Origin of the sequence: Pseudomonas sp. AU11447, from assembly GCF_001672555.2 — a bacterium.
Classification (GTDB): Bacteria; Pseudomonadota; Gammaproteobacteria; order Pseudomonadales; family Pseudomonadaceae; genus Pseudomonas; species Pseudomonas nitroreducens.
Genome location: NZ_LZDG02000054.1, coordinates 1 through 24,915, shown reverse-complemented (window position 1 = coordinate 24,915; position 24,915 = coordinate 1). Strand labels below are relative to the sequence as shown.

The following is a 24,915-nucleotide window of genomic DNA, read 5'->3' as shown; positions in this document are numbered from 1 at the left end:
CCTTGTAGGAGCGAGCTTGCTCGCGAACCAGCCAACACCCGTTCAATCCGGCGTGAAGCGGGTTCGCGAGCAAGCTCGCTCCTACAGAAGGGCTTAAACCATTGAGGCCGCAGCGCCAGCGTCAGAACGCGAAGCACGAACAGCCGAAGGCACCCCAGAAGCCCTGGAAGTCACTCACCGGCACGCTCGACTGCCGGGCGCGCTCGTGGCTGTGGCCATGCACGCCGCAGGAGCCGGCGCACTGGTGCACGGCCTGCTGCAGCGGGCCCTGCGGACGCCAGTGGCCGGGGACCTTGGCCACGGGAGACCAGTCCGGCAGTACAGGAATGGCTGTTGGCGCCTGGCGCTCGAAGTCGCCGCTGCCGAACACCACGCGGCCGTCCACCACGGTCAGCACCGATTCGATGGCCTTGATTTCTTCCTCCGGCACGTTGAAGTAGTCCGCCGAAAGCACGGCCACATCGGCCATCTGTCCGACCTTGATCATCCCTTTCTTGCCCTGTTCGTTGGAGAACCAGGCGCTGCCGTGGGTGTACAGCTGCAGCGCGGTGGCACGGGAGAGGCCCTCGGGGTACAGCTCCATGCCGCCGACGGTCTTGCCGCTGACCATCCAGTACAGCGAGGTCCAGGGGTTGTAGCTGGACACACGGGTGGCATCGGTACCGGCGCCGACGGGGACGCCTTCGGCCAGCATGCGCTTGATCGGCGGGGTCGCCTCGGCGGCCTGCTTGCCGTAGCGGTCGACAAAGTATTCGCCCTGGAAGGCCATGCGGTCCTGGATGGCGATGCCGCCGCCCAGCGCCCTCACCCGCTCGATGTTCTTCGGCGAGATGGTCTCGCAATGGTCGAAGAACCAGTGCAGGCCGTTGAACGGAATGTCCAGGTTGACCTTCTCGAACACGTCGAGCATCCGCGAGATGGATTCGTCGTACGTGGCGTGCAGGCGGAACGGCCAGCGCTGTTCGACGAGGTGGCGCACCACCGGCTCCAGTTCGGCTTCCATGCTGCCGGGCAGGTCCGGGCGCGGTTCGAGGAAGTCCTCGAAGTCGGCGGCGGAGAACACCAGCATCTCACCGGCACCGTTGTGCCGCAGGAAGTCGCTGCCCTGCCCGTACTTCACGCTGCTGGTCCAGTTCTTGAAATCGGCCAGCTCTTCCTTGGGTTTCTGGGTGAACAGGTTGTAGGCGATGCGCACGGTGAGCTGGTTTTCTTTTTCCAGTTGCTCGATCACCTGGTAGTCGTCCGGGTAATTCTGGAAGCCGCCGCCGGCATCGATGGCGCTGGTCACGCCCAGGCGGTTCAGCTCGCGCATGAACTGGCGGGTAGAGTTGACCTGGTACTCGAAGGGCAGCTTCGGCCCCTTCGCCAGGGTTGCGTAGAGGATCATCGCGTTCGGCCGGGCCACCAGCATGCCGGTGGGCTCACCCTTGCTGTCGCGGACGATCTCGCCGCCGGGCGGGTTCGGGGTGTCCTTGGTGTAGCCGACGACGCGCAGCGCGGCGCGGTTGAGCAACGCGCGGTCGTACAGGTGCAGGACGAAGACCGGGGTGTCCGGCGCCGCCTGGTTCAGCTCTTCGATGGTCGGCATGCGCTTCTCGGCGAACTGGAATTCGTTCCAGCCACCCACCACGCGCACCCACTGCGGCGACGGCGTGCGCAGGGCCTGCTCCTTGAGCATGCGCAGGGCGTCGGCCAGGGACGGCACGCCTTCCCAGCGCAGTTCGAGGTTGTAGTTCAGCCCGCCGCGGATCAGGTGCAGGTGCGAGTCGTTGAGGCCAGGGATCGCGGTGCGTCCCTTGAGGTCGATGACGCGGGTGGCCCCGGCGCGCAAGGCCATGGCCTCCGCCTCGGTGCCCACGGCGATGAATTTGCCGTCAGCGATGGCCACGGCGGTAGCCTCGGGTTTCTCGCGGTCGACGGTGTGGAAGCGGCCGTTGGTCAGGATCAGATCGGCGTACATGGCTATGTTCCTCTTTCGATCAGCGGGCGTTGAGCCAGGCGGAGAACAGGCGCGTGGCCCGTGGCATGAAAACGTAGACCACCAGCAGGACGATGGTCGCGACGATGAGCATGTTGGCCGGCACGAAGCCACCCAGCAGCGGGATTTGCGTGAACAGCGGGCGCCAGAGCTGCGGCACCAGCATCACCAGCGGCAGGATTACCAGATAGGAGACAGCCGCCTGTTTCCAGCGCGGCGGCTGCTTCTGCGGGTTGTCCGGGGCGGTGAACCAGAACTCGTGGGCGCGGTGCAGTTCCTTCTGCTCGCCGTCGATCAGGTGCGGGTCGGCACGCTCGATCAGCTCGCGGCGCTGCGGCGAGTCGAGCCAGGCCTGCAGTTCATCGGCGCTGGCGAAGCGCAGGACCGAGGTGAAGTGGTCGCCCTGGCGCATCACGTCCACGCCCAGGTGGCCGGGGAACTCGCTGGCAGCGCGGGTCAGCTCGCGCAGGATGGTTTCGTAGGCGGCGACGCTGTCGGGGCGGGCGCGGTGACGGATGATCAGGGTGACGGATTCTTGCTGAGTGGTCTGGTTCATGTGGGTTCCCTCCAGAGAAGTGGCTTCCCCCGCCTGGTGGCGAGGGAGGCAAGCGGCTGGTTCGACAGACGGCTTACTTCAGATGAACCTTCAGCTCTTCACCGGCCTGGCGCATGGCGGCCTGTACCGCCGGAACCTGGTTGACGACGTTGAGCAGACCGTAGTCGTGGATCATTCCGTTGTAGCGCACAGAAGTGACAGCCACACCGGCGGCATCCAGCTTGCGACCGTAGGCTTCGCCTTCGTCGCGCAGCACGTCGGACTCGGCAGTCTGGATCAGCGTCGGCGGCAGGCCCTTGAGCTGGTCGTTACTGGCCCGCAACGGGGAAGCGTAGATCTCGGCGCGCTGTTTCGGGTCGGTGGTGTAGCTGTCCCAGAACCATTGCATCATCGGCTTGGTGAGGAAGTGCCCCTGGGCGAACTGGTTGTACGAGCCGGTCTCGAAGCTGGCATCGGTCACCGGCCACAGCAGCGCCTGGAAGCGCAGCTTGGGCGTGCCCTTGTCCTTGGCCATCAGGGCAACCACCGCGGCCATGTTGCCGCCGACGCTGTTGCCGGCCACGGCCAGGCGCTTGCCGTCGACGTTGATCTCCTTGCCGTGCTCGGCGACCCACTTCGTCGCGGCGTAAGCCTGGTTGATCGCCACCGGGTAATGCGCCTCGGGGGACGGGGTGTAGTCGACATAGACCGCCACCGCGCCGGAGTTCACCACCAGGTCGCGGATCAGGCGGGCGTGGGTCGGGTAGTCACCGAGCACCCAGCCACCGCCGTGGAAGTACATGAACGCGGGCAACGTGCCCTTAACTCCAGCCGGGCGGACGATGGTCAGCTTCACCGGGCCAACGTCGGTCTGGATGGTCTTCTCGCTGACCTGGGTGCCGGAGAGGTCGACCTTCACCGAGGCCTGGGCGCCGGTCAGCACGGCACGGGCATCCTTGGGCGACAGGGTTTCCAGCGGCTGGCCCTTGCCGGCCTCCAGGGCTTCGAGGAAGGCCTGGGTGTTGTGTTCGACAGTCGGGTTGCCGGCAGCGAAGACGTTGCCGATGGCCAGGGCGAGAGAGGCGGCGAGCAGGGATTGCTTGGCGTTCATGATTCGGTTCCTTGAAAGTGGGGGAGGTGTTCCGAAAGGACGAACGAATCTTGATTCATGCCCGCAATGCGCGGAATAGACAGGGTTGCAGGGTCGCTTTGCAGTTTTGCAAGGGCATTGCCCTGCCCCCTGCACGGCTGAATTGCGCAGTTCCAGGGCCGGTGCGTACTGATTCAGGTCAGGCGCAATCTGGCCTGGTCATGACGTTTCTCAATACCCATGGCGGATTCGAAAACCTTCTGACATAGCTCAAGGGTGTTGTCGGGCGCTGTAGTGAACAATCGCCGCCGCTACCAACTCCCGTGAGTGACTCACAGTGCCAGGACACCACCACTGAAACCCACCGCCCCACCCCTTCACGCCAGGCAATCCCTGGTGCGGCACACGGAAACTGCGCAACCGGGTTCTCTTCACCCATCCCGCCGAGAGGCGGTAGGAAACCGTGATGAAGAACACCCCATTGATGCTTCTGCTGGCCAGCCCGCTGGCCGTGGCCACCGCAACGGCGGCCAACAGCGTCACCGAAACCGATCAACGCTACACCGCCAACCAGAGCGGCCAATACGAAGACTTCACCCAGGTCGGCACCATCAAGACCTTTGCCGTGAGCAACGGTGCTGTCATCACCATGACCGGCCCCGGCGGCTCACCCCTGGTGCTGACCGGCGTCAGCGGCAAGGTCGACGGCAATACCCTGGATATCAAGGGCGCCAACAGCCAGGTCACCGTCAACGGTGACATCACCTACAACTACGGCAGCAACACCAACTCCAACAGCAAGTATGTCTACAACGGCATCGCCGTCACCGGCGGCGGACGTTTCGTGCTCAACGGCAACCTCACCGCCACTTCGACCAGTTCGGGTTACAGCAGCCCGAAAAGCGCCATGTATGTGGACGGCGCCACTTCCAGCGCCGAGCTCAACGGCAACGCCAACCTGACCATCGCCGGCGGCAAGGGCCTGTTCGCCGCCAATGGCGGGACCATCGACATGACCTCGAAAGACGGCACGCCCTATGTGCTGACGGTCACCAACAAGTCCAGCCAGCGCTCGGTGGAAGCCAACAATGGCGGCACCGTGACCCTCGACCTGGTGGACATGAACGGTACCTCCTACCTGAGCAACGGCGTGGGCCTGTACGCCACCAAGAACTCGTCCATCACCTTCATGGGTGGCGACTTCAACCAGACCACCAGCCGCCCGGGCGCCAATGCGCTGTTTGCCCTCAACCATTCGAACGTCACCGCCACCGGCTATGACGGCGGCCACCTGCGGATCAAGACCGGCGGCCTCAACGAAATCGGCGCCTGGGCCACCGGCAACTCTCAGGTGACCATCAACAGCGAGAAGCATCAGGACTTCCAGACGGTGATCCATACCACCGGCACCGGGCAATCCCATGGTCTGGCCGCAGGCTCGCTGGGCGGCGGCAGTGCCAGCGCCCCCGTCGACAGCGGCCACGCCGGCGCGCAGTACGGCAACTCCGAAGTCACGGTGTACGGCAAGACCGATATCACCACCGAAGGCAGGGACTCCGCCGGCCTGCGGGTGATGGGTGACGGCGCGAAGATCACGCTCACACCGCTGGTGGCTGGCGTGCGCAACAGCATCACCTCCGCCGCCAGCGCGATCCGCTACTCCTTCGCCAATGGCTACAGCCTCGCCAGCAACGGCGACCGCCTCGAAGGCGGCCAGGTGATCGACCTGACCGACACCGATATGACACACCTCGACGGCGCCACCGGCACCGCCGGGCTGATCGAAGTCGGCGGCCTTGCCGGGCGCACCAGTGACGGGCAGAACAGCGGCATCATGAATGTCGCCGATGCGGTGAAGGACGCCACCCTGAACCTCGCCAACAGCAGCGCCACCGCCCAGGACGGGCGCAGCCTGCTCAACGTCAACGCCAGCCAGAACAGCGCCGATGGCGTGTTCGCCAGCAGCTTCACGCTCAACGCCGAGAACAGCGAACTGGTGGGCCGCGCGGTGACCGACAGCACCGTTGCCGGCGATGGCAGCGTCAGTAGCGCCACGCTCAACCTCAAGGGCTCGCGCTGGTTCCTGCTGGACAAGAACAGCAGCGAGGCCAACCACTACGCCACCTCGAACCTCACGGCGCTGGACCTGCAGGACGACTCGCAGGTCTACCTCAACAGCCGCGAGTCCTGGCAGAACGGCTTTGCCGCCAACCAGCCGGAGCATTACGGCAGCCTGCAGCTGGGCTCGCTGAGCGGCGCCGGGGCCTTCCACTTCTACACCGACATCGTCAACCAGCTGACCGACAAGCTGACCATCACGGGTACCGACGGCAGCACCGGCAGCCATTCGGTCCTGGTGGCCAACGACGGCTCGCAGAGCACCCTGGGTAACGAGCGCATCGAGATCATCGAAACCAACGGCGGCAGCGGCCAGTTCGGCCTCTACGAAGGCGCGCTGGTGGAGCTGGGCGGCAACACCTATGCCCTGCGCAAGAACGAGGACGATAACTGGGAACTGTATGGCTATACCGCGCCGCCGGTTGATCCGGGCCCGACCGACCCGGTCGATCCAGAGCCTCCGGTTGACCCGAAGCCTCCCGTTGACCCCATACCGCCAGTAGACCCGACACCGCCTGTCGACCCCACGCCGCCTGGCCCGGTCGAACCCGGCGACCCTGTAGCGCCGACGCCGCCCGGCCCGGCCCCGGGCCCCGGCACCTCGACTACCCGCGCCTTCCACGCCCAGGTGCACACCAACTACCTGCTGTCCTACCTGGATATGCAGACCCTGCTGCAACGCATGGGTGAGCTGCGCTACACCGAACGCGACACCGACGGCAACGTCTGGCTGCGCACCAACGGCGGCCGCCTGCACTCCTTCGCCGGCAGCAACTTCGACGGTTACCGCCTGAGCTACCAGGGTATCCAGCTCGGCGTCGACCGGCGTGTGCCGGTCAGCAGTGGTGACCTGTTCGTCGGTGCCATGCTCGGCCACACCGAGGCCGACCAGAGCTTCGACGAAGGCAGTGGCGGCGCGCGCAACACCCACGTCGGCATCTACGGCACCTGGCTGCACGAGAACGGCTTCTACATCGACGCCGTGCTCAAGGCCGCTCACCTGAAGAACAACTTCAGCGTCAACGATACCCAGGGCAACCGCGTGAAGAGCTCCGGCAGCAGCAACGGCTACTCCGCCTCGGTGGAAGCCGGCAAACGCTTCACCCTGCACCGCGAGAAGGACAGCCAGTGGTTCGTCGAGCCCCAGGCGCAACTGGTCTACACCGACCAGGGCGGCTTCTCCTCGCGCGCCAGCAACGGCCTGAAGATCCACTACGACGACTACGACTCACTGCTGGCCCGCGCCGGCGGCATCGTCGGCTACGAGCTGAGCAACGCTAAACACAAGTCCGAGGTGTACCTGAAGGGCGGTTACGTTCGCGAGCTGATGGCCGACGACATCGGCTACCGGATCAACGGCACGCCCAAGCAGAGTTCGGACTTCAGTGGCGGCTGGCGCGAGGCGGCCGTGGGCGTCTCCACGCGCCTTACCGACGGCCACAGCCTGTTCATGGAAGTGGGTTACCGCGACGGCGACAACTTCGACCAGAACCACGCCAACGTCGGCTACCGGTTCGAATACTGAGCCACCCGGGGCGGCTGGTAACAGCCGCCCTGTTCTTTACAGGCGTACCCCTGCGCACCGTCCGGCACGCCACGGATGCCGGCGCGACGATTGACCGGTACAATGCGCGATTGCCCGTTCCATACCTGATAAGCACGCCTGATAAAGAAGAAACCATGTCCTTGCCCAAACACCATCTGGAACTGCTCAGCCCTGCCCGCGATGTGCATATCGCCCGCGAGGCCATCCTGCATGGCGCCGACGCCGTCTACATCGGCGGCCCGAGCTTCGGCGCGCGGCACAATGCCTGCAACGAGGTGAGCGATATCGCCCAGTTGGTGGAGTTCGCCCATCGCTACCACGCGCGGGTGTTCACCACGATCAATACCATCCTCCACGACAACGAGCTGGAGCCGGCGCGCGCGCTGATCCACCAGCTCTACGACGCAGGTGTCGACGCGCTGATCGTGCAGGACCTGGGCATCATGGAACTGGACATCCCGCCGATCGAGCTGCACGCCAGCACCCAGACCGACATCCGCACCCTGGGCCGGGCGAAGTTCCTCGACCAGGCCGGCTTCTCCCAGCTGGTATTGGCCCGCGAGCTGAACCTGCAGGAAATCCGCGCCATCGCCGACGAGACCGACGCGGCCATCGAGTTCTTCATCCACGGCGCGCTCTGCGTGGCCTTCTCCGGCCAGTGCAACATTTCTCACGCCCAGACCGGCCGCAGCGCCAACCGTGGCGACTGCTCCCAGGCCTGCCGCCTGCCCTACACCCTGAAGGATGACCAGGGCCGCGTGGTGGCCTTCGAGAAGCACCTGCTGTCGATGAAGGACAACAACCAGAGCGCCAACCTCAGCGCCCTGGTGGACGCCGGCGTGCGCTCCTTCAAGATCGAAGGGCGCTACAAGGACATGGGCTACGTGAAGAACATCACTGCCTATTACCGCCAGCGCCTGGACGGCATCCTCGCCGAGCGCCCGGACCTTGCCCGCGCCTCCAGCGGCCGCACCGACCACTTCTTCGTGCCGGACCCGGACAAGACCTTCCACCGCGGCAGCACCGACTACTTCGTCAGCGACCGCAAGATCGACATCGGCGCCTTCGACTCGCCGACCTTCACCGGCCTGCCGGTGGGCACCGTGGAAAAGGTCGGCAAGCGCGACATGCTGGTGGTGACCAAGGACCCGCTGTCCAACGGCGACGGCCTCAACGTGCTGGTCAAGCGCGAAGTAGTCGGTTTCCGCGCCAACATTGCCGAGCCGAAGGGCGAGTTCGAGGAAGACGGCGAGAAGCGCTACCGCTACCGCGTCGAGCCCAACGAGATGCCGGAAGGCCTCTACCGCCTGCGCCCGAACCACCCGCTGTCGCGCAACCTCGACCACAACTGGCAGCAGGCGCTGCAGAAGACGTCCGCCGAGCGCCGTGTCGGCCTGTCGTGGGTCGCCAAGCTGCGTGAAGAGCGCCTGGAACTGACCGCCACCAGCGAAGAAGGCGTCAGTGCCAGCGTCGCCCTGGACGGCCCGTTCGGTGTCGCCAACAAGCCCGAACAGGCGCTGGACCAGTTGCACGACCTGCTCGGCCAGCTGGGCACCACCCAGTACCACGCCGACGCCATCGAGCTGGACGCCCCGCAGGCGTTCTTCATCCCCAACTCCCAGCTCAAGTCGCTGCGCCGCGAGGCCATCGAGGCGCTGACCGAAGCCCGCGTGCAGGCCCACCCGCGTGGCGGCCGCAAGGCCGAGACCACCCCGCCGCCGGTGTACCCGGAGTCGCATCTGTCGTTCCTGTACAACGTGTACAACGAGAAGGCCCGCGCGTTTTACCACCGCCACGGTGTGCAACTGATCGATGCCGCGTACGAAGCCCACGAGGAAACCGGCGAAGTACCGGTGATGATCACCAAGCACTGCCTGCGCTTCTCCTTCAACCTGTGCCCGAAACAGGCCAAGGGCGTCACCGGCGTACGCACCAAGGTGCAGCCAATGCAACTGATCCACGGCGACGAGGTGCTGACCCTGAAGTTCGACTGCAAGCCGTGCGAGATGCACGTGATCGGCAAGATCAAGGGCCACATCCTCGGCCTGCCGCAGCCGGGCAGCGAAGGCGTGAACACCATCGTCGGGCAGATCAGCCCGGAAGACCTGCTCAAGACCATACGCAAGCCGGCGCACTGAGCCGCTTTTTGTAGGAGCGAGCTTGCTCGCGAACAAGCTCCGCCGCGAGAGCAGGGTTCGCGAGCAAGCTCGCTCCTACAGTTACCCCCCTGCGCAATTCCCCGATCCCCCGCTATGATCGGGAGCATGCCCACCACTCCCCCACTCCGCCAGCAATGCCCACCCGGTGCCTGTGACTGCGACCGGGAACGGCTGCTGGCTGATCCCGGCGCCGACCTGCGCATTCTCCTGCTGACCCGGCATGAAGAGCAGCGCCTGCTGGAGCGCCTGGAAAATCTCAAGGACCTGGCCGACCTGGAGCGTCTGCAACAGAAGCTCTACGAGCAGCTCGGCATCCGCCTGCACATTGCCCCTGGCTTCAATGAAGTGCGCACCATGCGCGGCATCGAATTCGGTTTCGAGACCCAGCCCGGCCTCTGCCGCAAGACTCGCCAGGCCATCCCCGCCGCGATTCGCCGGGGCCTGGAGAAGAACCCGGAAATCGCCTGGCGCCTGCTGGATTCGCACGACCTGCTCGGCGGGTTCTGACCCGCGCCAACGTTCGGGGTCTTCCTGCAGGAGCGAGCCTGCTCGCGAACGGATTCCCCGGCAGTTGCGCTGCGAGGGCGGTTCGCGAGCAAGCTCGCTCCAGCAACCGGCCTGGAATCCTGGTTATCGCTTCACGTCCTTCGAGCTGACCATGGCCCCGGCCAGCGCGGTGTTTCCGCGCTGGCCGAGCGCTTCAGCCGCCCCCAACCGATCCCGGTCATCCTTGTTCTGGCTGAGCTTGGACTTGCCGACGATCTCGCTGATTTCCACTTCGATGCCGACGATGTTGGCCAGCATGCCGCTGATGAATTCCGGCGTGGAGTCGCTCATCTTCCAAGGCTTCGCTTCGCTGGCCTCGTGGGTGCGGGTCAGGCGGCCGACCACACCGCGCACGAAGCGCTCCTCGTCCATCACTTTCAGGCGACCGCGCACGTGCACCACCTGGTAGTTCCAGGTCGGCACCTGGCGGTGCGCCTCGTGCTTGCTCGGGTACCAGTTGGGCGACACATAGGCGTGCTCGCCACGGAAGATCACCAGCACGTCCTCGCCGTCGGACTCCTGCCACACCGGGTTGTTGCGCGCGACGTGGGCGCGCAGCAGCGGCCGCTCGGCGGAGAGCTCCAATTCGAATGGCAGGTGATTGGCATCCAGCAGGCCGTCATGGCCGGTGACCAGGATGCCCAGGGGATACTCGCGGATCAGCCGGTGCAACTCGTCCGCCCGGGTTTCCTCGAAATGCGCAGGTACGTACATGAAAGACCTCGACTGCAGGTGGTGATGGTCATCATGCCGCCGTATTGGCACCCTATAAAGATCCATTGCAGGCCCTGGCAACAGAGCCAATCCTCGGCGAGCGAAGATTTGGTACACCCTATGCATCGCCCTGCTGGACGGCAATGACGCCGCCCCCTACTCTAGCCCTTAGCCAGCATTCGCCCTGGATGGCAGACACAGGCTCCCACTCTCGATGACCGCACCCGAGTTTCCCGCCGTTCCTCCCCGGCAGTCCCAGGGGAGAATTCCGCCGCGCCTGCAGGATGCCTACAAGGCATACGTGATCCAGCATTACCGGCGCTTCCTGCTGGCGATCAACTTCATCGCCATGGCCGCCTACGATTCCTACGTGCTGGCCGACGCGCTGCTGATCCCGGACATGGCCAAGGAGTCCCTGCTCCTGCGCAGCGGTCTGAGCCTGATCGGCCTGCTCAACATCTTCCTGGTGTTCCGCTTCAGCCGCAGCGTGCTGGTGATGGACATGCTGATGCCGTTGCACGACATCGTCTCCACCATCGCCTGGTTCGAGCTGCTCAAGCGCAGCGCCTCGCCGGACGTGCCCTTCTTCCTCTATGCCTCGGTGGTGTTCATCCTGCTGGGCAACCTGGGCGTGCGTTATTCGTTCAAAGGCATCGCACTGGTCTCGGCGATCATCTCGGCGATCATTCTCTACAACGTCTGGCTGATTCATGATGGCGCGGTCAAGCCGCTGCTGATCTTCACCCTGGTCTACCTGCCCATCGCCCTGTTCAGCCTGTTCATCAGCTGGACCAACATCAAGGGCGTGCGCCAGGCCTTTCTCGCCGACCTCGAGGAGCGCCGCCAGCGCGCGGAACTGGCTTCGCTCAACCTGCGCCTGCAGGAACTGGCCACCACCGATGGCCTCACCGGCGTGGGCAACCGCCGGGCCCTGGACCTGCAGCTCAACGAAAGCTGGCACGGCATGCGCGCCCACGGCCGGCCCTTCGCCCTGCTGATGGCGGACATCGACTACTTCAAGCCGTACAACGACCATTACGGGCACCAGGCCGGCGACCGCTGCCTGTGCCAGGTGGCCGAGAACCTGGTCGGCACCCTGCGCGGCGGGCGGGCCAACGTCTATCGTTATGGCGGTGAGGAATTCGCCATCCTGCTGGAGGCGACCAACGCCGAAGACCTGCGCTGCGTCGCCGAGCGACTACGCGAGCAGGTGGCGAGCCAGGGCATCGAGCACCTGCACCGGCCTGACAGCCTGCGCCAGCTGACCATCAGCCTCGGCGCAGCAATGGCCAACGAGGGCGGCCTGCATGAACCGCGCGAGTTGCTCGCCCGCTGCGACCGCCACCTGTACATCGCCAAGCAGAAAGGTCGCAACCGTGTGCAACTCAGCGGCATGCCAGGCGTCTGACCACCATAGCCAACCCGGCACGTGCTGCCGGCATCTCCCTGGACTCGCCGGGCGATGCCCGCCCTGCGTGACGACCGCCACAGGGAACGCCCCAACGAGGCCAGTGTGAAACGCGACATCCGCCTTGCCGTCCTCCTGCTGTCGATCATCAGCCTGACCGTCGCCATCGCAACGATCTGGGAGCTGTGGTCGGCCCGCGAGCGCACACTGGCGGAAACCACCACGCACAACCTCAACCTCACCCAGGCGCTGGACACCTACGTCGAGGGCATCGTCACGCAGAGCTCCATGCTGCTGCTCGGAATCGCCGAACGCCTGGAGCACGAAGGCCTCGCTGCTCCGCAGCTGCAACGTCTCAATGAACTGGTACAACGGCAGCAGCACCTGCTCGTGCAGCTCAATGGCGTCGGCATCTACGACGCCCAGGGCAACTGGCTGATGACCTCTACCGGCCCCTTCCCGCCCGGCTCCAACAGCGCCGACCGCGCGTACTTCATCCACCATCGCGACAACCCTTCACTGGACGCCTACATCGACGGGCCGATCCACAGTCGCTCCACCGGCGTCTGGGTGATCACCGTCAGCCGCCGCTACAACGACGCCCAGGGCAACTTTGCCGGGGTGATAGTGGCGGCGCTCGGCGTGCAGGACTTCCTGCGCCTGTTCGGCAAGATCGATATCGGCAAGACCGGCGCCATCGGCGTTGCCACCAGCAGCGGCCAGGTGCTGGTGCGCTATCCCTTCCGCGAGAGCGACATGGGCCGCGTGCTCTCGCGCTCGCCGATCTTCACCCAGTACCTGGAGGAAGCCACGGTCGGCAGCGCGACCTTCGCCTCCTCGCTGGACGGCATAGAGCGCATCTACGCCTTCCGCAAGAACGAACGCTATCCGCTGGTGACCTCGGTCGCCCTGGGCAAGGACGAAGCCCTGGCCGCCTGGCGCGCCGACGCCCTGCGCACGGTCGCCATCGCCTTCGGCCTGCTGATGGTCATCGTGGTGATCGGCAGCCTGCTGATCCTCGCCATCCAGCGCCGCATCGGCACTGAACGCCTGCTGCGCGACGCCCGCGAGGACCTGATCAAGGCCAACCGCCAACTGGAGGTCCTCGCCTCCCGCGACCCCCTCACCGGCCTGGAGAACCGCCGCAGTTTCGACGACCACCTGATCGCCGAGCTGCGCCGCGCACACCGCGAGCGCACGCCGCTGGGGCTGCTGCTGATCGACGTCGACCACTTCAAGCGCTTCAACGATACCTACGGTCACCCCGCCGGCGATGACTGCCTGCGCCGCATCGGCCGCATCCTCGCCGACAGCGTGCGCCGCCCCGGCGACCTCGCCGCACGCTACGGCGGCGAGGAACTGGCGGTGATCCTGCCCAATACGGCAGCGGACGGTGCCCTTGCCGTCGCCGAACAGTTCATGAAGCGCCTGCAGCAGGCCAATCTCACTCACGCGGGCAGTCCGCTGGGCCGCATCACCGCGAGCATCGGCATTGCCACGCTGCCCGGCGGCAGCGACAACTCCGCCGCCACGCTCATCGAGGCCGCCGACCGCGCGCTGTACCGCGCCAAGGCGGCCGGCCGCAATCGCCTGGAAAATGCCCCCACGCTGCCGGGAACCGCACCGTGATATTCGAACCCGCCCTGCTCGACGCCCTGCGCAAAGCCCATCACGTGGTGGTATTCACCGGTGCTGGTGTTTCCGCCGAGAGTGGTGTCCCCACCTTCCGCGACCGCCTCAGCGGGCTGTGGCAGCGTTTCGACGCCGCATCCCTGGCCACCGCCCAGGCCTTCCGTGCCGACCCGCCGCTGGTCTGGGGCTGGTATGAATGGCGACGCAGTGTCGTCCATCGCGCGCAGCCCAATCCCGCTCACCTGGCCATCGCAGCGCTGGCGGGCAAGGTGCCGAAGCTCACGCTGATCACCCAGAACGTCGACGATCTCCACGAACGCGCCGGCAGCCAGGACGTCACCCACCTGCACGGCCAACTGGAGCGCCCGCGCTGTTTCGACTGCCAGCGCGAACCCGACGCAGCGCTGCCGGTTCCGGATGAGCCTGAGGCAGGGCGCCGCGTACCGCCGCCGGCCTGCGCCCATTGCGGCGGCCCGCTGCGCCCTGGCGTGGTGTGGTTCGGCGAAGGCCTGCCGATGAATGCCCTCAACCACGCCTTCCAGGCCGCCGAAGACTGCGACCTGCTGATCTCCGTGGGCACCTCCGGCGTGGTCTACCCGGCGGCCGAAGTCCCGCAGATCGCCTGGCGCGCTGGGGCCACTGTCCTGCACATCAACCCCGCACCGGGCCCGCTGCACGGGGAGCGCGACTTCGCCCTCGCCAGCGCGGCTGGCACGGCCCTGCCAGCTTTGCTGAACGAGGCTTTCGCCGAGCGCTGATCGCGCAACGACTCTCGACCCATCCTACGAAGCTCACCTCACCGTAGGGCGAATAACCCGGAACGGGTTATTCGCCGAAAACGAATTCACCGACCCCCGTGGCACATCCAGCGATAACGGGCTTGTAGGAACGAGGGGGACGCCCAGTTCTTGCTCGCGAACCCGTCTGGCATCCATGCCCCGGGGGCTGTTCGCGAGCAAGCTCGCTCCTACAAGGAGCCCGCCTGTGTAACCGCTCTACACCGCCGGCATCTGCAACGTCACGCAGTGGATGCCACCACCACCGGCGGCAATCGGGTCGATGTTCAACTGCACGATCTCGCGGTCCGGGTACAGCTCGCTGAGCAAGGCATGGCAATGCTCATCCGCCGCCGCATCGCCAAACTTCGGCGCAATTACCCCGCCGTTCACCGGCAGGTAGTTGATGTAACCGGCCGCGAAATCCGGGTTGTCGCGGTTGTAGGCGCTGGGCTTGGGCTTCATCGGCGGCGGCAGCGTGTGCAGTTTCAGCGCGCGGCCATCGGCATCCGTAGCGTTCTTGAGTATCTCCAGGTGGCGACGGGTGACAGCGTGGTCATAGGACTGCGGATCGTTGTCCAGGTTGACCACGACCACGCCCGGCTCGACGAAGCGCGCATAGAAGTCCACGTGCGCATCGGTGATGTCCTTGCCACGGATGCCCGGCAGCCAGATCACCTTGCGCAGCCCCAGCATGCGCTTGAGCTCGGCCTCGACGCGAGGGCGCGACCAGCCAGGATTGCGGTTGTCGTTGACCCAGCAGCTTTCGGTGAAGATCGCCGTGCCGTGGCCATCCACCTCGATGCCGCCGCCCTCCCCGCACAGCTCGCTGACGATGGCCTTGGCCTCCAGGTCCTCGGCCAGTGCCGCCGACACTCCACGATCGCGCTCGGCGTGCTGCTTGCCGCCCCAGCCGTTGAAGTTGAAGTCGGCCAGCGCCAGGCCGCCCGACGTGCCGTCGACAAGGAAGCAACCGCCGTAGTCGCGCACCCAGATGTCATCCACCGGCACCGGCAGGAAGTCGACATTCTGCCCGCCGCACGCACGCTTGGCCTCGGCCTGTTGTTCAGGCCGGCACAGCACCGTGACCGGCTGGAACTCGGCAATGGCGCGGGCCAGCCGCGCCACGGTGGCGTTGACGTCCGGGGCGAGGTCTTCCCAGACGTCGGCGCTCGCCGCGTAAGCGACGAACACCCGTTCCTGCTTGCGGTGCTCGTCGGGCATGGTCCACTTGCCCGAGGCCAGGGCGACGCGCCCCAACCCCAGGCCGAGCCCGGCGGCCAGCGTGATGCCGGTGCCGAGCAGGTTCCTGCGTGTCATCATCCTCGCCTCCTCAACCGCCGGTGCCGGTCTTGAAACTGGTCCAGGTACGCATCCGCGCGCGCATGTCGCGCTGGGGGATGTCCTTGCCGGGGAACAGCCGCGCGTAGGCCTTCTCATCAAGATAGATGTCCGGGTTGTCGCGCATGCTCGCCTCGACCATCGGCCGCGCCTTGGCGTTGGAGGTCGGGTAGCCGGTGGCGTTGCTGATCGCGGCCATCACTTCCGGGCGCATCAGGTAGTTGATCAGCGCATAGGCGTATTCCGGGTGCGGCGCGTCGACGGGAATGGCCATGGTGTCCATCCACACCGAGGTACCTTCGCGCGGGACGCGGTACTCGAAGCGCTCGGGCTTCTTCGCCTCGTCGGCCGCCCGTTGCGACTGGGTGACGTCGCCGCTGTAGCCCAGCGACAGGCACAGGTCGCCATTGACCAGTTGGGTGACCGGCTGTGACTGGAACTTGCGAATGTACGGGCGAATGCCGTTGAGCAGCGCCAGGGCGTCCGCCAGGTCCTGCGGCTTGCCGCTGCGCGGGTCGCGGCCGAGGTAGTTGAGCACCACGGCCAGCACTTCGTCCGGCGAGTCGATCATGGAGATGCCGCAATCGGCGAAACGCTTGGCGACTTCCGGCTTGAACAGCATGTCCAGGCTGTTCACCGGTGCGCCGGGCATGCGCTGTTCGATCTTCGCCTGGTTGTAGGTCACGCCGATGCTGCCCCAGGTGTAGGGCACCACCGCGTGGCGCGAGTACGGGTACTTGGTCTGCAGCGTCTGCAGGCCCGGCTCGATATCGGCCAGCTGCGTCAGCTTGCTGTCATCGAGCTTCTGCAGGGCGCCGGCGCGCATCAACCGCTCGGCCACAGTGTCGCCGGGGAAGACCAGGTCGTAGCCGCTGTGCCCGGCCATCATCTTGGCTTCCAGCGTCTCGCTGCTGTCCATCACGTCGTAGATGACGCGGATGCCGGTTTCCTTGGTGAAATTCGCCAGCGTGTCGGGGGCGAAGTAGTCCGCCCAGTTGAACAGGCGCAGGACCTTTTCTTCCTCCGCCACGGCCGGTTGCAGGACGCACGCCAGGGACAACCCCAACGCGCCGATCAGCAGGTGCTTGTTCATGGTCAGACTCCTTGCCAGCGTGGGTGCAGGTGGCGGCCATCGAGGCCGAGCAGAGGGCCGTACATTTCCGGGCGGCGGTCGCGGTACACGCCCCAGGTCAGGCGCTCTTCGCGGGCCAGGTCCAGGTCCAGCTCCTGCACCAGTACGGCGGCCTCGTTGCGCCCGGCTTCGGCCAGCAGCGCGCCTTTGTGGTCAGTGATGAACGACGAGCCGTAGAAGCGCATGCGCAGCGCGTCATCGCTGGGCGCCACTTCCTCGCCGATACGATTGGCGGCCAGCACCGGCAGCAGGTTGGCGGCGGCGTGGCCGCGCTGGGCGGTCTGCCAGTGATCGCGAGAATCCAGTTGTTCCGCGCCCGGCTCGGAGCCGATGGCGGTGGGGAACAGCAGCATCTCCGCGCCCTGCAGTGCCAGGCAGCGGGCGGTCTCGGGGAACCACTGGTCCCAGCAGATGCCCACGCCAATGCGCCCAACGGCGGTGTCCCAGACGCGGAAACCGGTATCGCCGGGGCTGAAATACTCCTTCTCCTGGTAGCCGATAGCGTTGGGGATGTGCGTCTTGCGGTACACGCCGAGCAGGCTGCCGTCGGCATCGGCCACGGTCAGCGAGTTGAAGTAGGCATTGCCCGCGCGCTCGAACCAGCTGATCGGCAGCACCACGTTCAGCTCCGCCGCCAGGCTGGCGAAGCGCTGCAGCAGCGGGCTGTCGTCGTAGGGCTGGGCCAGTGCGAGGTGGGTGTGGTCCTGCTCGATGCAGAAGTATGGGGTGGCGAACAGCTCGGGCAGGAGGATCAGCCTTGCCCCGGCCGCCGCTGCCGAGCGCACGTGGCGCTCGGCTTCGGCAAGGTTACGCGGCAGGTCCCAGCTGCAGGAGAACTGCAGCACGGCGACGGTCAGCTTGCTCATCACAGGCCTCCCAGCGGCCAGGCCGGCTGCTGCTGGGTAATGCAGTGCACGCCGCCGCCACCGTGGGCCAGATTGTTGATGCGCACCGGCACCACTTCGCGACCGGGGAACGCGCGGGCCAGCACGGCAGCGGCTTCGTCGTCGGCAGCGATGCCATAGGCCGGCATGATCACCGCGCCGTTGGCCAGGTAGAAGTTGGTGTAGGACGCGCAGAACACCTCGGCCTCCGGGTCCACTGCCGCGCTGGCCTCGAACAGCTCGATCAGCTCGAAGGAACGCCCCTGGGCGTCAGTGGCCAGCTCCAGCGCGCGGCGGTTCTCGCGGGCGACTTCGGCGTAGGTGCTGGAAGCGTCGTGGGTAGCATCCACCAGCAACACACCGGGGCGAGCGAAGGCGCACACACCGTCGACGTGGCCGTCGGTCATGTCGCCGGTAACGTACTGCGGGTCGCCCGGCAGCCAGATGGTCTTGGTCACGCCCAGCAGGCGGGAGAAGATTTCTTCCATCTCGCGCTTGCTCACGCCGGGGTTGCGGTTGGGGTTGAGCAGCACCGACTCGGTGGTGATCAGCGTGCCCTCGCCGTCCACATGAATCGCCCCGCCCTCGTTGGCCAGCGGCGTGCCGAAGCAGTCCAGGCCGAGGTGGTTGAGGATGCGGCGGCCCAGGCCTTCGTCCAGGGTGTGCTCGGACTTGCCGCCCCAGGCGTTGAAGCACCAGCTCACACCGGCCACGCCGTGTTGCGGATGGCAGACGAAGGTCGGCCCGGAGTCGCGGCACCAGCTGTCGTCGATGGGCAGCGGCACCAGCTCGACGTTCGGCCCGCAGAGTTCGGCGGCGCGGGCGACGGCGGACGGGTCCACTACCAGCTTCACCGGCTCGAAGCGGGCAATGGCATTGGCGACGCGAGCAAAGTCTTCCTGCACCTGCTCCAGCGTCACGCGCCAGCCACCCTCCCAGAGCGGACGGTTGTGCGGGAAAGCCATCCAGGTCGCCGCGTGGTTGACCCATTCGGCAGGCATGCGCCAGCCGTTCTGCCTATCGTCATTGCGATGCATATTCAAACCTTTGGTAAGGAATTTTTATCGGAAGAAAAGGATTAAGCGGCGCCTGATGACCATGCTAGGCCTGTAAAAACGCGACAACAAACGATAGATTTTGCGCAAATCTGATTAGGCGAACTTATCGATCATGCTCAAGCACTGGCCACCCCTGAATGCCCTGCGCGGCTTTGAAGCCGCCGCGCGCCTGGGCAGCTTCCACAAGGCCGCCGAGGAGCTGCACCTCACCCAGTCGGCCATCAGCCAGCAGATCCGCAGCCTTGAAAGCTTTGTCGAGCAGCCGCTGTTCTACCGCTCCGGGCGCAAGGTGGCGCTGACCGACGCCGGCGCCGACCTGCTCAGCACCACGCAATCCATGCTGCAGCAACTGGCGGTGGGCATCCGCCGCCTGGACCAGTACCGCAAGCCCAACCAACTGGTGGTCAACACCACCCCGGCCTTCGCCCGCCACTGGCTGGTGCCGCGCCTGGGCGACTTCCACGCGCGCCACCCGCAGATCGACCTGTGGCTGCTGACCACCGACGAAACCCCGGACATGGCCTCCCAGACCATCGACATCGCCGTGCGCGACGACCTCACCGCCCAGGCCGAATGCCGCTTCCGCGTGCTGCTGGAGGATCGTCTCTACCCGGCCTGCCATCCATCCGTACTGGCACAGGCGGAGCCGTCGCGCACCACCCTGCACGGTGAGCGGGAGATGGACTGGGCGCACTGGCAGGTGCAGGGCGGCGCGGATGTCGGCCAGCGCAGCGAGGGGTTGAACTTTTCCGATCCCGGATTGCTGCTGGATGCGGCGAGCCAGGGCCTGGGCATCGCGCTGGTGAGCCAGTTGCTGGCGGGGGATGCTCGGCAGAATGGCTTGCTGGCCCCACTCAGCGAACAGACCGTGCGCGGGCCGAACTGGTCGCTGCTGGTACATCAGCAGAGCGAGCGGAATGCGCAGGCGCAGGGGTTCTGCGAGTGGCTGGAAGCAGCGCTTAGGCCCCCCCTGTAGGAGCGAACTTGCTCGCGAACCGCCCAAGGTGGATGTAACCGGGCGACATTGTTCGCGAGCAAGCTCGCTCCTACAGAAAGCCCCTCTCTCGGAGGGAGTTGCACCGTACAGTCCCCTCTCCCTCTGGAGCAGGGCGCGCAGCCAGGGTCAGGGTGAGGGCGAGCCCCACGCAGGACTTCACCTCCGTAGGGCGGATAACCCGTTCCGGGTTAGTCGCCCTCCGAAAGCGCAACGGGTCAAACCTTCCCCTTACTCAACCGTCCCCGCTCCTTCTTCCCCTCCAGCGCACTCTTCGCCGCCGCCTTTACCAGGCGCTGGAAGGTCGGGCACTCGGCGTGGCTGGGCGCCGGGCAGGCCGCCGCGTGGCGCAATCCCCGGCTCATCGCCCGCAGGCGCCTGATCGTGGCATCCAGTTCGTCCGCCTTGGCCGCCAGCATCGCCCGGTCGATATGGGGCCCACCGTCAGCTGCAAACATCGAGCGGATATCGTCCAGGCTGAAACCCGCTGTCTGCCCCAGGGTGATCAGCGCCAGCTGGTCGAGAATCTGCGGGGCGAACTGGCGGCGCGCACCGGGCTTCGCCAGGGAGACGATCAACCCCTTCTCCTCGTAGAAACGCAGGGTAGATGCCGGCACGCCGGAGCGTTTCGCCACATCGGCGATGTCCATGGATCACCTCTTGACTTCAAGTTCACTTGAACTTGTAGGGTCACGCCAAAGCCCCTCCCGGTCAACCCAGGATGTGGCTTTCACCTTGCGTGCACCCACGGAGAAGCCATGAAAACCATTGCCATCGTCTACCACAGCGCCAGCGGCCGCACCGAGCGCATCGCCCAGACCATCGCCAGCGGAGCAAGCCTTGTCTCCCGCTGCGACGTGCAGCTGCTCAGGGCCCAGGAGCTGATCGGGCGCCCGGACGCCCTCCTCGCCTACCACGGCCTGATCTTTGGCTCTCCCACCTATCTGGGCGGCGTCTCGACACCGCTGAAAGCTCTGATGGACGCCACCGGACCGTTGTGGCGCCAACAAAAGCTGCGCGGCCGCCTCGCCGCCGGGTTCACCGTCTCGGCGCTGCCGGCGGGCGACAAGCAGTCCACGCTGATCTCGCTGTTCACCTTCTGCATGCAGCACGGGATGCTCTGGGCCGGCAACCCGATCCTGCCCGAGCAGCACCTGGGCGTACCGTTCGAGGAAGCCGCCAACCGCCTGGGTTCCTGGTCCGGCCTGATGGCCCAGGCCGACAAGACTGCAGCGGACTTCTGCCCCGGCGACCTGAAGACCGCACGGCTGTTCGGCCAGCACTTTGCCGAAACCCTCAGCCGCCTTCACCAGCCACAGTTCGACCAGGAGGCCCACGCATGATCCCGCGCCGCTACGCTCCGCTGCTGTTCGCGTTGATTCTGTCCGGGGTGATGAGCCTGCTGGTCTCCGGCCTTGCCACCGGGCGCGCCATCGGCCTCGCACCAGGCTTCGCCCATCTCTGGCTCGGCGCCTGGCTCACTAGTTGGGGCATCGCCTTCCCGCTGGTGCTGGTCATTGCCCCGCTGACGCGCCGTCTCATCGAGAGACTGGTACGCGAGTAGGAGCGGACTCCGACCGCGATTGACGTCAGACTCCGCGAAATATCAGAGAGCCTAGAACGTAGGATGGCGTGGAGCGCAGCGATACCCATCGCATCTGGCTGCGCAACAGCATGGGTATCGCTGCGCTCCACCCATCCTACCTAGGCAACGATGCCCACCCTGCTCGCACGAGCGGGCTCCATCGGCGAACACCTGCAGAAGCGGGCCATGCCCGCGATTCGCGCGCATGGCGCGCTCCTACCCCGAGGTCAGCGGTTACTGCCGAATCCCGTCAGTGAACCGGCAGAAGCCGTCACGCACTGCGCCTTCGGTGGTGTACATGCCGCCCAGGGTGACGAAGACATAGCTTACCTTGGAGCCGGAGCCCGCCTTTTCCACCACGATGTTCAACGGTGCGTTCCGGCTGCTCAGGATCACGCCCTGGTAGGCGGAGATGGTGCCGCTCTTCTCGTCGGCGGTCTGGATGGTGAAGCCCTCCTTCACCAGGGTCTTCTGCGCCCGGTCGAAGACCTTGGCGTAAGGCATGTCCAACTGCACATTGGAGGTGAAGGTCTTGCCGGCGATGAAGCCGCCTTCGGTGTTGAAGTTGTCTTCGCACTGGTTGCCGGTCTTCTGGTGCGCGCAGCCCTGCAACAGGGCGGCGGCGAGCAGAATCATCGTGATTCGTCGCATCATCGTTCCTTGATCTGGTGGGGCCGCCATCCTTGCGGGTCTACAGCGGCGAAGGGGTTTTATAAGCCGAGGGCCGGCGCCCTGACCAGACTTTTCCTTGCCCGGTGAGAGGTTCGACACGGGAAAAATCGCCAATAACCCCCTCAAGCACGCACTTTCGTGCCATTCGTCCCGGAATTTTCCCAGCAGAGGATTCATGCTCGCCTACGCTTTGTCCGGCCCACCCCAACAAGGAAAAGACATGTCGGAGCACTTCGATAGCAGCCGCCGCGACCTGATGCGCCTGGCAGCGGTGGCCCTCGCCGCCACCCAATTGCCAGCCGTCGCCCTGGCTGCCAGCGAGAAGAGCAAGACCACTGCGTCGCTGAAGGCCGGCACACACACCACCTTCAAGGCGCTCAAACAGATCGATGCCGGCCTGCTCAATGTCGGCTATGCCGAAGATGGCCCGGCGGATGGCCCGGCGGTGATCCTGCTGCATGGCTGGCCGTACGACATCTACAGCTTCGTCGACGTAGCGCCGGCGCTGGCCGCACAAGGCTTCCGGGTGATCGTTCCGTGGCTGCGCGGCTATGGCAGCACGCATTTCCTCTCCGAGAGGACGATGCGCAACGGCCAACCCGCCGCGGTAGCCAGCGACATCATCGCGCTGATGGATGCGCTGAAGATCGACAAGGCCGTGCTCGCCGGCTTCGACTGGGGCGCGCGCACCGCCGATATCATTGCCGCCCTCTGGCCCGAACGCTGCAAGGCGCTGGTGGCAGTCAGCGGCTACCTGATCGGCAACCAGGCCGCCGGCCAGCAACCGCTGCCGCCGGAAGCCGAGTTCCTCTGGTGGTACCAGTTCTACTTCGCCACCGAGCGCGGCGCCGCCGGCTACGCGAAGAACACCCGCGATTTCACCCGGCTGATCTGGAAGCAGGCCTCACCCAAGTGGGACTTCGATGAAGCCACCTTCGAGCGCAGCGCCAAGGCGTTCGAAAACCCCGACCACGTCGCCGTCACCCTCCACAATTACCGTTGGCGGCAGAACCTGGCGGCAGGCGAAGCGCAGTATGACGAACTCGAACAGAAGCTGGCCAAGGCCCCGCCGATCAGCGTGCCGACCATCACCCTGGAAGGCGACGCCAACGGCGCGTTCCATCCACCGCCCAAGGCCTACGCGGCGAAGTTCACCGGCCACTACGAGCATCGCACGCTCACCGGAGGCATCGGCCACAACCTGCCGCAGGAAGCACCGGAGGCATTCGCCAAGGCCGTCGTCGACGTCAGCAAGTGGTAAGGCCCGGATCGAACGCATAAAAAAGCCCCGCCTGAGCGGGGCTTTTCGGTGCTGCCTGGCGCGTTACCAGATCGGCAAGGTGTAGCTGACGATGAAGCGGGTCTCGTCCATGTCATTGCCGAAGCTGCTGCGGAAGGTGCTGTTGCGCAGCTTGAAGCCGACGTTCTTCAGCGGGCCGCTCTGTACGAGATAGCCGACGTCGGTGTCGCGTTCCCACTCCGTGCCGTTGCCCTGGCCGTTGAGCAGGTCGATGTTGTCGCCGCGCAAGTAGCGAGTCATCAGGCTCAGGCCGGGCAGCCCGTAGGAGGCGAAGTTGAAGTCGTAGCGCAGCTGCCAGGAGCGTTCGTCCTTGTTGGCGAAGTCGCCGATCTGCACRWAGTTGRYCAGGTACGGRTCGGTGCCGGACAGGTAGGCGAAGCCGGTGTCGCCGGACATGCGCTGCAGGCCCAGGCCGAACGCCTGGTTGCCCAGCTTGTAGGTGAACATGGCGTTGAGCGCGCGGTTGTCGACGTTGCTGCCGCCATCGTCGGTGGAACGTGCCCAGCGGATGTCGGACTTCAGCGATTGGCCCTCGGCAATCGGCAGCGTGTGCACGAGGCTCACGTAGTGCTGGCGATAGAGGTCTTCGAGGTTGGCATAGTGGTAGCTGGTGCTCAGCTGGCTGTTCCAGCGGTAGGTGCCGCCGGCGATGTTGAAGCGGTCGCTGGTCAGGTGGCTGCCGGCGACGATGTTGCGCTTGTTGCCGCGGGTCATCGACAGGTCTTCGTTGTTGGACGAATCGCGCTGCTTCACCTCGCGCAGCTGGCCGAGTTGCAGGTCGAGGTCGTCGAGTTCCTTCGACTCCACCAGCGCGCCCTGGAAGGTCTGCGGCAGCAGGCGGGTGTCGTTGTACTGCACCACTGGCAGCTTGGGCAGCAAGGTGCCAACCTTCAGCGTACTTTTGGAGGCGCGCAGCTTGGCGGTGAGGCCGAGGTCGCTGTAGTCGTCGGCGGCGCGCTTGTCACTGGCCGAGTACGGCAGCAGACCGGAGCCGGAACGGTCCGGGCTGGAATCCAGTTTCAGGCCCAGCAGGCCGAGGGCATCGACGCCCACGCCGACGGTGCCCTCGGTGTAGCCCGACTCGTAGCGCAGCAGGAAGCCCTGGGCCCACTCTTCGGATTTGGACTGCGCGGCACCGCTCTGGCGGTAATCGCGGTTGAAGTAGAAGTTACGTGCTTCGATGCTGGCCTTGCTGTCGGCGAGGAAATCCGCATGGGCGAACGAGGGCAGCAGCGCCAGTCCGGAGACCAGCACAGGGGTACGACGATTTTTCATTGTTCTTGTTTCTTTCTACTGGGGTGTTGGCAAAACGCCGGGCCGATGACAGCTGGCCCGGCCAGGGGAATGAGCAGGATCAGAGGGTCTTTTCCAGCTCCGGTACGGCTTCGAACAGGTCGGCGACCAGGCCGTAGTCGGCGACCTGGAAGATCGGCGCCTCTTCGTCCTT

Annotated in this window: 22 protein-coding genes; 10 read left to right on the top strand and 12 right to left on the bottom strand. The window is 65.7% G+C overall.

Features of this window, described 5'->3' with window-relative positions; translation table 11 throughout:
- Positions 1 to 121 precede the first annotated feature (121 nt).
- The 3 genes from A6723_RS21220 to A6723_RS21210 form a co-directional block, all read right to left on the bottom strand.
- Positions 122 to 1,960, bottom strand: coding sequence for an amidohydrolase (locus tag A6723_RS21220; protein WP_054911184.1), 1,839 nt, complete (start codon positions 1,958 to 1,960; stop codon positions 122 to 124).
- A 19-nt stretch (positions 1,961 to 1,979) separates the two neighbouring features.
- Positions 1,980 to 2,534, bottom strand: a complete 555-nt coding sequence (locus A6723_RS21215; RefSeq protein ID WP_054911183.1) for an antibiotic biosynthesis monooxygenase — start codon at positions 2,532 to 2,534, stop codon at positions 1,980 to 1,982.
- A 73-nt stretch (positions 2,535 to 2,607) separates the two neighbouring features.
- Entirely contained in the window at positions 2,608 to 3,624 is a 1,017-nt protein-coding gene (locus A6723_RS21210) for an alpha/beta hydrolase (RefSeq protein ID WP_065348202.1), read from the bottom strand.
- Positions 3,625 to 4,069: 445 nt separating this feature from the next.
- Between A6723_RS21210 and A6723_RS21205 the strand changes: the two genes are divergently transcribed.
- The 3 genes from A6723_RS21205 (at position 4,070) to A6723_RS21195 (ending at position 9,933) form a co-directional block, all read left to right on the top strand.
- Positions 4,070 to 7,246: an autotransporter outer membrane beta-barrel domain-containing protein gene (locus A6723_RS21205; protein WP_054911075.1), complete on the top strand. Its 3,177-nt coding sequence runs from the start codon at positions 4,070 to 4,072 to the stop codon at positions 7,244 to 7,246.
- Positions 7,247 to 7,401: 155 nt separating this feature from the next.
- Positions 7,402 to 9,405 carry a U32 family peptidase gene (locus tag A6723_RS21200; RefSeq protein ID WP_054911074.1) on the top strand — a complete coding sequence of 668 codons (2,004 nt, stop codon included), beginning with the start codon at positions 7,402 to 7,404 and terminating at the stop codon, positions 9,403 to 9,405.
- A 126-nt stretch (positions 9,406 to 9,531) separates the two neighbouring features.
- A complete protein-coding gene (locus A6723_RS21195) occupies positions 9,532 to 9,933 on the top strand; it encodes a hypothetical protein (protein WP_054911077.1) in 402 nt (133 codons plus the stop codon).
- Between the two features lie 123 nt (positions 9,934 to 10,056).
- Here the strand turns inward: A6723_RS21195 and A6723_RS21190 are convergent, their stop codons facing one another.
- Positions 10,057 to 10,686 (bottom strand): FMN-binding negative transcriptional regulator, encoded by a 630-nt coding sequence (locus A6723_RS21190; RefSeq protein ID WP_054911073.1) that lies wholly within the window; start codon positions 10,684 to 10,686, stop codon positions 10,057 to 10,059.
- A 214-nt stretch (positions 10,687 to 10,900) separates the two neighbouring features.
- Here A6723_RS21190 and A6723_RS21185 point away from each other — a divergent pair, with 214 nt between their 5' ends.
- The 3 genes from A6723_RS21185 to A6723_RS21175 all read left to right on the top strand — a co-directional run bounded on the left by A6723_RS21185 (position 10,901) and on the right by A6723_RS21175 (position 14,484).
- Positions 10,901 to 12,094, top strand: a complete 1,194-nt coding sequence (locus A6723_RS21185; protein ID WP_054911072.1) for a GGDEF domain-containing protein — start codon at positions 10,901 to 10,903, stop codon at positions 12,092 to 12,094.
- 105 nt (positions 12,095 to 12,199) lie between these two features.
- Positions 12,200 to 13,723, top strand: coding sequence for a sensor domain-containing diguanylate cyclase (locus A6723_RS21180; RefSeq protein ID WP_054911076.1), 1,524 nt, complete (start codon positions 12,200 to 12,202; stop codon positions 13,721 to 13,723).
- Positions 13,720 to 14,484 carry an NAD-dependent deacylase gene (locus A6723_RS21175; protein WP_054911071.1) on the top strand — a complete coding sequence of 255 codons (765 nt, stop codon included), beginning with the start codon at positions 13,720 to 13,722 and terminating at the stop codon, positions 14,482 to 14,484. Before A6723_RS21180 ends, A6723_RS21175 begins: the two co-directional genes overlap by 4 nt.
- A gap of 237 nt (positions 14,485 to 14,721) precedes the next feature.
- Here A6723_RS21175 and A6723_RS21170 read toward each other — a convergent pair whose 3' ends face one another.
- Genes A6723_RS21170 through A6723_RS21155 form a run of 4 tightly spaced genes read right to left on the bottom strand, consistent with a single transcriptional unit; the run spans position 14,722 to position 18,896 of the window.
- A complete protein-coding gene (locus A6723_RS21170; RefSeq protein WP_054911070.1) occupies positions 14,722 to 15,825 on the bottom strand; it encodes an agmatine/peptidylarginine deiminase in 1,104 nt (367 codons plus the stop codon).
- A gap of 10 nt (positions 15,826 to 15,835) precedes the next feature.
- Positions 15,836 to 16,936, bottom strand: a complete 1,101-nt coding sequence (locus tag A6723_RS21165; protein ID WP_054911069.1) for an extracellular solute-binding protein — start codon at positions 16,934 to 16,936, stop codon at positions 15,836 to 15,838.
- Positions 16,937 to 16,938: 2 nt separating this feature from the next.
- Positions 16,939 to 17,841 carry an N-carbamoylputrescine amidase gene (aguB, locus tag A6723_RS21160; protein WP_054911068.1) on the bottom strand — a complete coding sequence of 301 codons (903 nt, stop codon included), beginning with the start codon at positions 17,839 to 17,841 and terminating at the stop codon, positions 16,939 to 16,941.
- The gene (locus A6723_RS21155) at positions 17,841 to 18,896 is read right to left on the bottom strand and encodes an agmatine/peptidylarginine deiminase (protein ID WP_054911067.1); all 1,056 of its coding nucleotides are present in this window, start codon (positions 18,894 to 18,896) and stop codon (positions 17,841 to 17,843) included. Before A6723_RS21155 ends, aguB begins: the two co-directional genes overlap by 1 nt.
- Before the next feature lie 133 nt (positions 18,897 to 19,029).
- Here A6723_RS21155 and A6723_RS21150 point away from each other — a divergent pair, with 133 nt between their 5' ends.
- Complete coding sequence (locus tag A6723_RS21150) at positions 19,030 to 19,893, top strand: LysR substrate-binding domain-containing protein (RefSeq protein WP_054911066.1); 864 nt, start codon at positions 19,030 to 19,032, stop codon at positions 19,891 to 19,893.
- A 236-nt stretch (positions 19,894 to 20,129) separates the two neighbouring features.
- Here A6723_RS21150 and A6723_RS21145 read toward each other — a convergent pair whose 3' ends face one another.
- Positions 20,130 to 20,561 (bottom strand): helix-turn-helix domain-containing protein, encoded by a 432-nt coding sequence (locus tag A6723_RS21145; protein ID WP_054911065.1) that lies wholly within the window; start codon positions 20,559 to 20,561, stop codon positions 20,130 to 20,132.
- A gap of 108 nt (positions 20,562 to 20,669) precedes the next feature.
- Between A6723_RS21145 and A6723_RS21140 the strand changes: the two genes are divergently transcribed.
- Both A6723_RS21140 and A6723_RS21135 read left to right on the top strand, forming a co-directional pair.
- On the top strand, positions 20,670 to 21,254 hold the full coding sequence (locus tag A6723_RS21140; RefSeq protein ID WP_054911064.1) for a flavodoxin family protein: 585 nt from the start codon (positions 20,670 to 20,672) through the stop codon (positions 21,252 to 21,254).
- Complete coding sequence (locus A6723_RS21135; RefSeq protein ID WP_054911063.1) at positions 21,251 to 21,475, top strand: DUF2798 domain-containing protein; 225 nt, start codon at positions 21,251 to 21,253, stop codon at positions 21,473 to 21,475. Before A6723_RS21140 ends, A6723_RS21135 begins: the two co-directional genes overlap by 4 nt.
- Before the next feature lie 255 nt (positions 21,476 to 21,730).
- On the opposite strand, the gene A6723_RS21130 is transcribed toward A6723_RS21135, so the two are convergent.
- Positions 21,731 to 22,147, bottom strand: coding sequence for a hypothetical protein (locus A6723_RS21130; RefSeq protein ID WP_139093031.1), 417 nt, complete (start codon positions 22,145 to 22,147; stop codon positions 21,731 to 21,733).
- A gap of 241 nt (positions 22,148 to 22,388) precedes the next feature.
- Here A6723_RS21130 and A6723_RS21125 point away from each other — a divergent pair, with 241 nt between their 5' ends.
- Entirely contained in the window at positions 22,389 to 23,429 is a 1,041-nt protein-coding gene (locus A6723_RS21125; RefSeq protein WP_054911061.1) for an alpha/beta fold hydrolase, read from the top strand.
- 63 nt (positions 23,430 to 23,492) lie between these two features.
- Here A6723_RS21125 and A6723_RS21120 read toward each other — a convergent pair whose 3' ends face one another.
- A complete protein-coding gene (locus tag A6723_RS21120) occupies positions 23,493 to 24,743 on the bottom strand; it encodes an OprD family porin (RefSeq protein ID WP_065348200.1) in 1,251 nt (416 codons plus the stop codon).
- A 79-nt stretch (positions 24,744 to 24,822) separates the two neighbouring features.
- Positions 24,823 to 24,915 (bottom strand): electron transfer flavoprotein subunit alpha (locus tag A6723_RS31425; protein WP_083192896.1); only part of this gene is annotated, 93 nt, incomplete at its 5' end.

Coding starts and splice junctions, on each gene's coding strand:
- A6723_RS21220 (WP_054911184.1), bottom strand. CDS start 1,960: ATGTACGCCGATCTGATCCTGACCAACGGCCGCTTCCACACCGTCGAC.
- A6723_RS21215 (WP_054911183.1), bottom strand. CDS start 2,534: ATGAACCAGACCACTCAGCAAGAATCCGTCACCCTGATCATCCGTCAC.
- A6723_RS21210 (WP_065348202.1), bottom strand. CDS start 3,624: ATGAACGCCAAGCAATCCCTGCTCGCCGCCTCTCTCGCCCTGGCCATC.
- A6723_RS21205 (WP_054911075.1), top strand. CDS start 4,070: ATGAAGAACACCCCATTGATGCTTCTGCTGGCCAGCCCGCTGGCCGTG.
- A6723_RS21200 (WP_054911074.1), top strand. CDS start 7,402: ATGTCCTTGCCCAAACACCATCTGGAACTGCTCAGCCCTGCCCGCGAT.
- A6723_RS21195 (WP_054911077.1), top strand. CDS start 9,532: ATGCCCACCACTCCCCCACTCCGCCAGCAATGCCCACCCGGTGCCTGT.
- A6723_RS21190 (WP_054911073.1), bottom strand. CDS start 10,686: ATGTACGTACCTGCGCATTTCGAGGAAACCCGGGCGGACGAGTTGCAC.
- A6723_RS21185 (WP_054911072.1), top strand. CDS start 10,901: ATGACCGCACCCGAGTTTCCCGCCGTTCCTCCCCGGCAGTCCCAGGGG.
- A6723_RS21170 (WP_054911070.1), bottom strand. CDS start 15,825: ATGATGACACGCAGGAACCTGCTCGGCACCGGCATCACGCTGGCCGCC.
- A6723_RS21165 (WP_054911069.1), bottom strand. CDS start 16,936: ATGAACAAGCACCTGCTGATCGGCGCGTTGGGGTTGTCCCTGGCGTGC.
- aguB (WP_054911068.1), bottom strand. CDS start 17,841: ATGAGCAAGCTGACCGTCGCCGTGCTGCAGTTCTCCTGCAGCTGGGAC.
- A6723_RS21155 (WP_054911067.1), bottom strand. CDS start 18,896: ATGCATCGCAATGACGATAGGCAGAACGGCTGGCGCATGCCTGCCGAA.
- A6723_RS21150 (WP_054911066.1), top strand. CDS start 19,030: ATGCTCAAGCACTGGCCACCCCTGAATGCCCTGCGCGGCTTTGAAGCC.
- A6723_RS21145 (WP_054911065.1), bottom strand. CDS start 20,561: ATGGACATCGCCGATGTGGCGAAACGCTCCGGCGTGCCGGCATCTACC.
- A6723_RS21140 (WP_054911064.1), top strand. CDS start 20,670: ATGAAAACCATTGCCATCGTCTACCACAGCGCCAGCGGCCGCACCGAG.
- A6723_RS21135 (WP_054911063.1), top strand. CDS start 21,251: ATGATCCCGCGCCGCTACGCTCCGCTGCTGTTCGCGTTGATTCTGTCC.
- A6723_RS21130 (WP_139093031.1), bottom strand. CDS start 22,147: ATGCGACGAATCACGATGATTCTGCTCGCCGCCGCCCTGTTGCAGGGC.
- A6723_RS21125 (WP_054911061.1), top strand. CDS start 22,389: ATGTCGGAGCACTTCGATAGCAGCCGCCGCGACCTGATGCGCCTGGCA.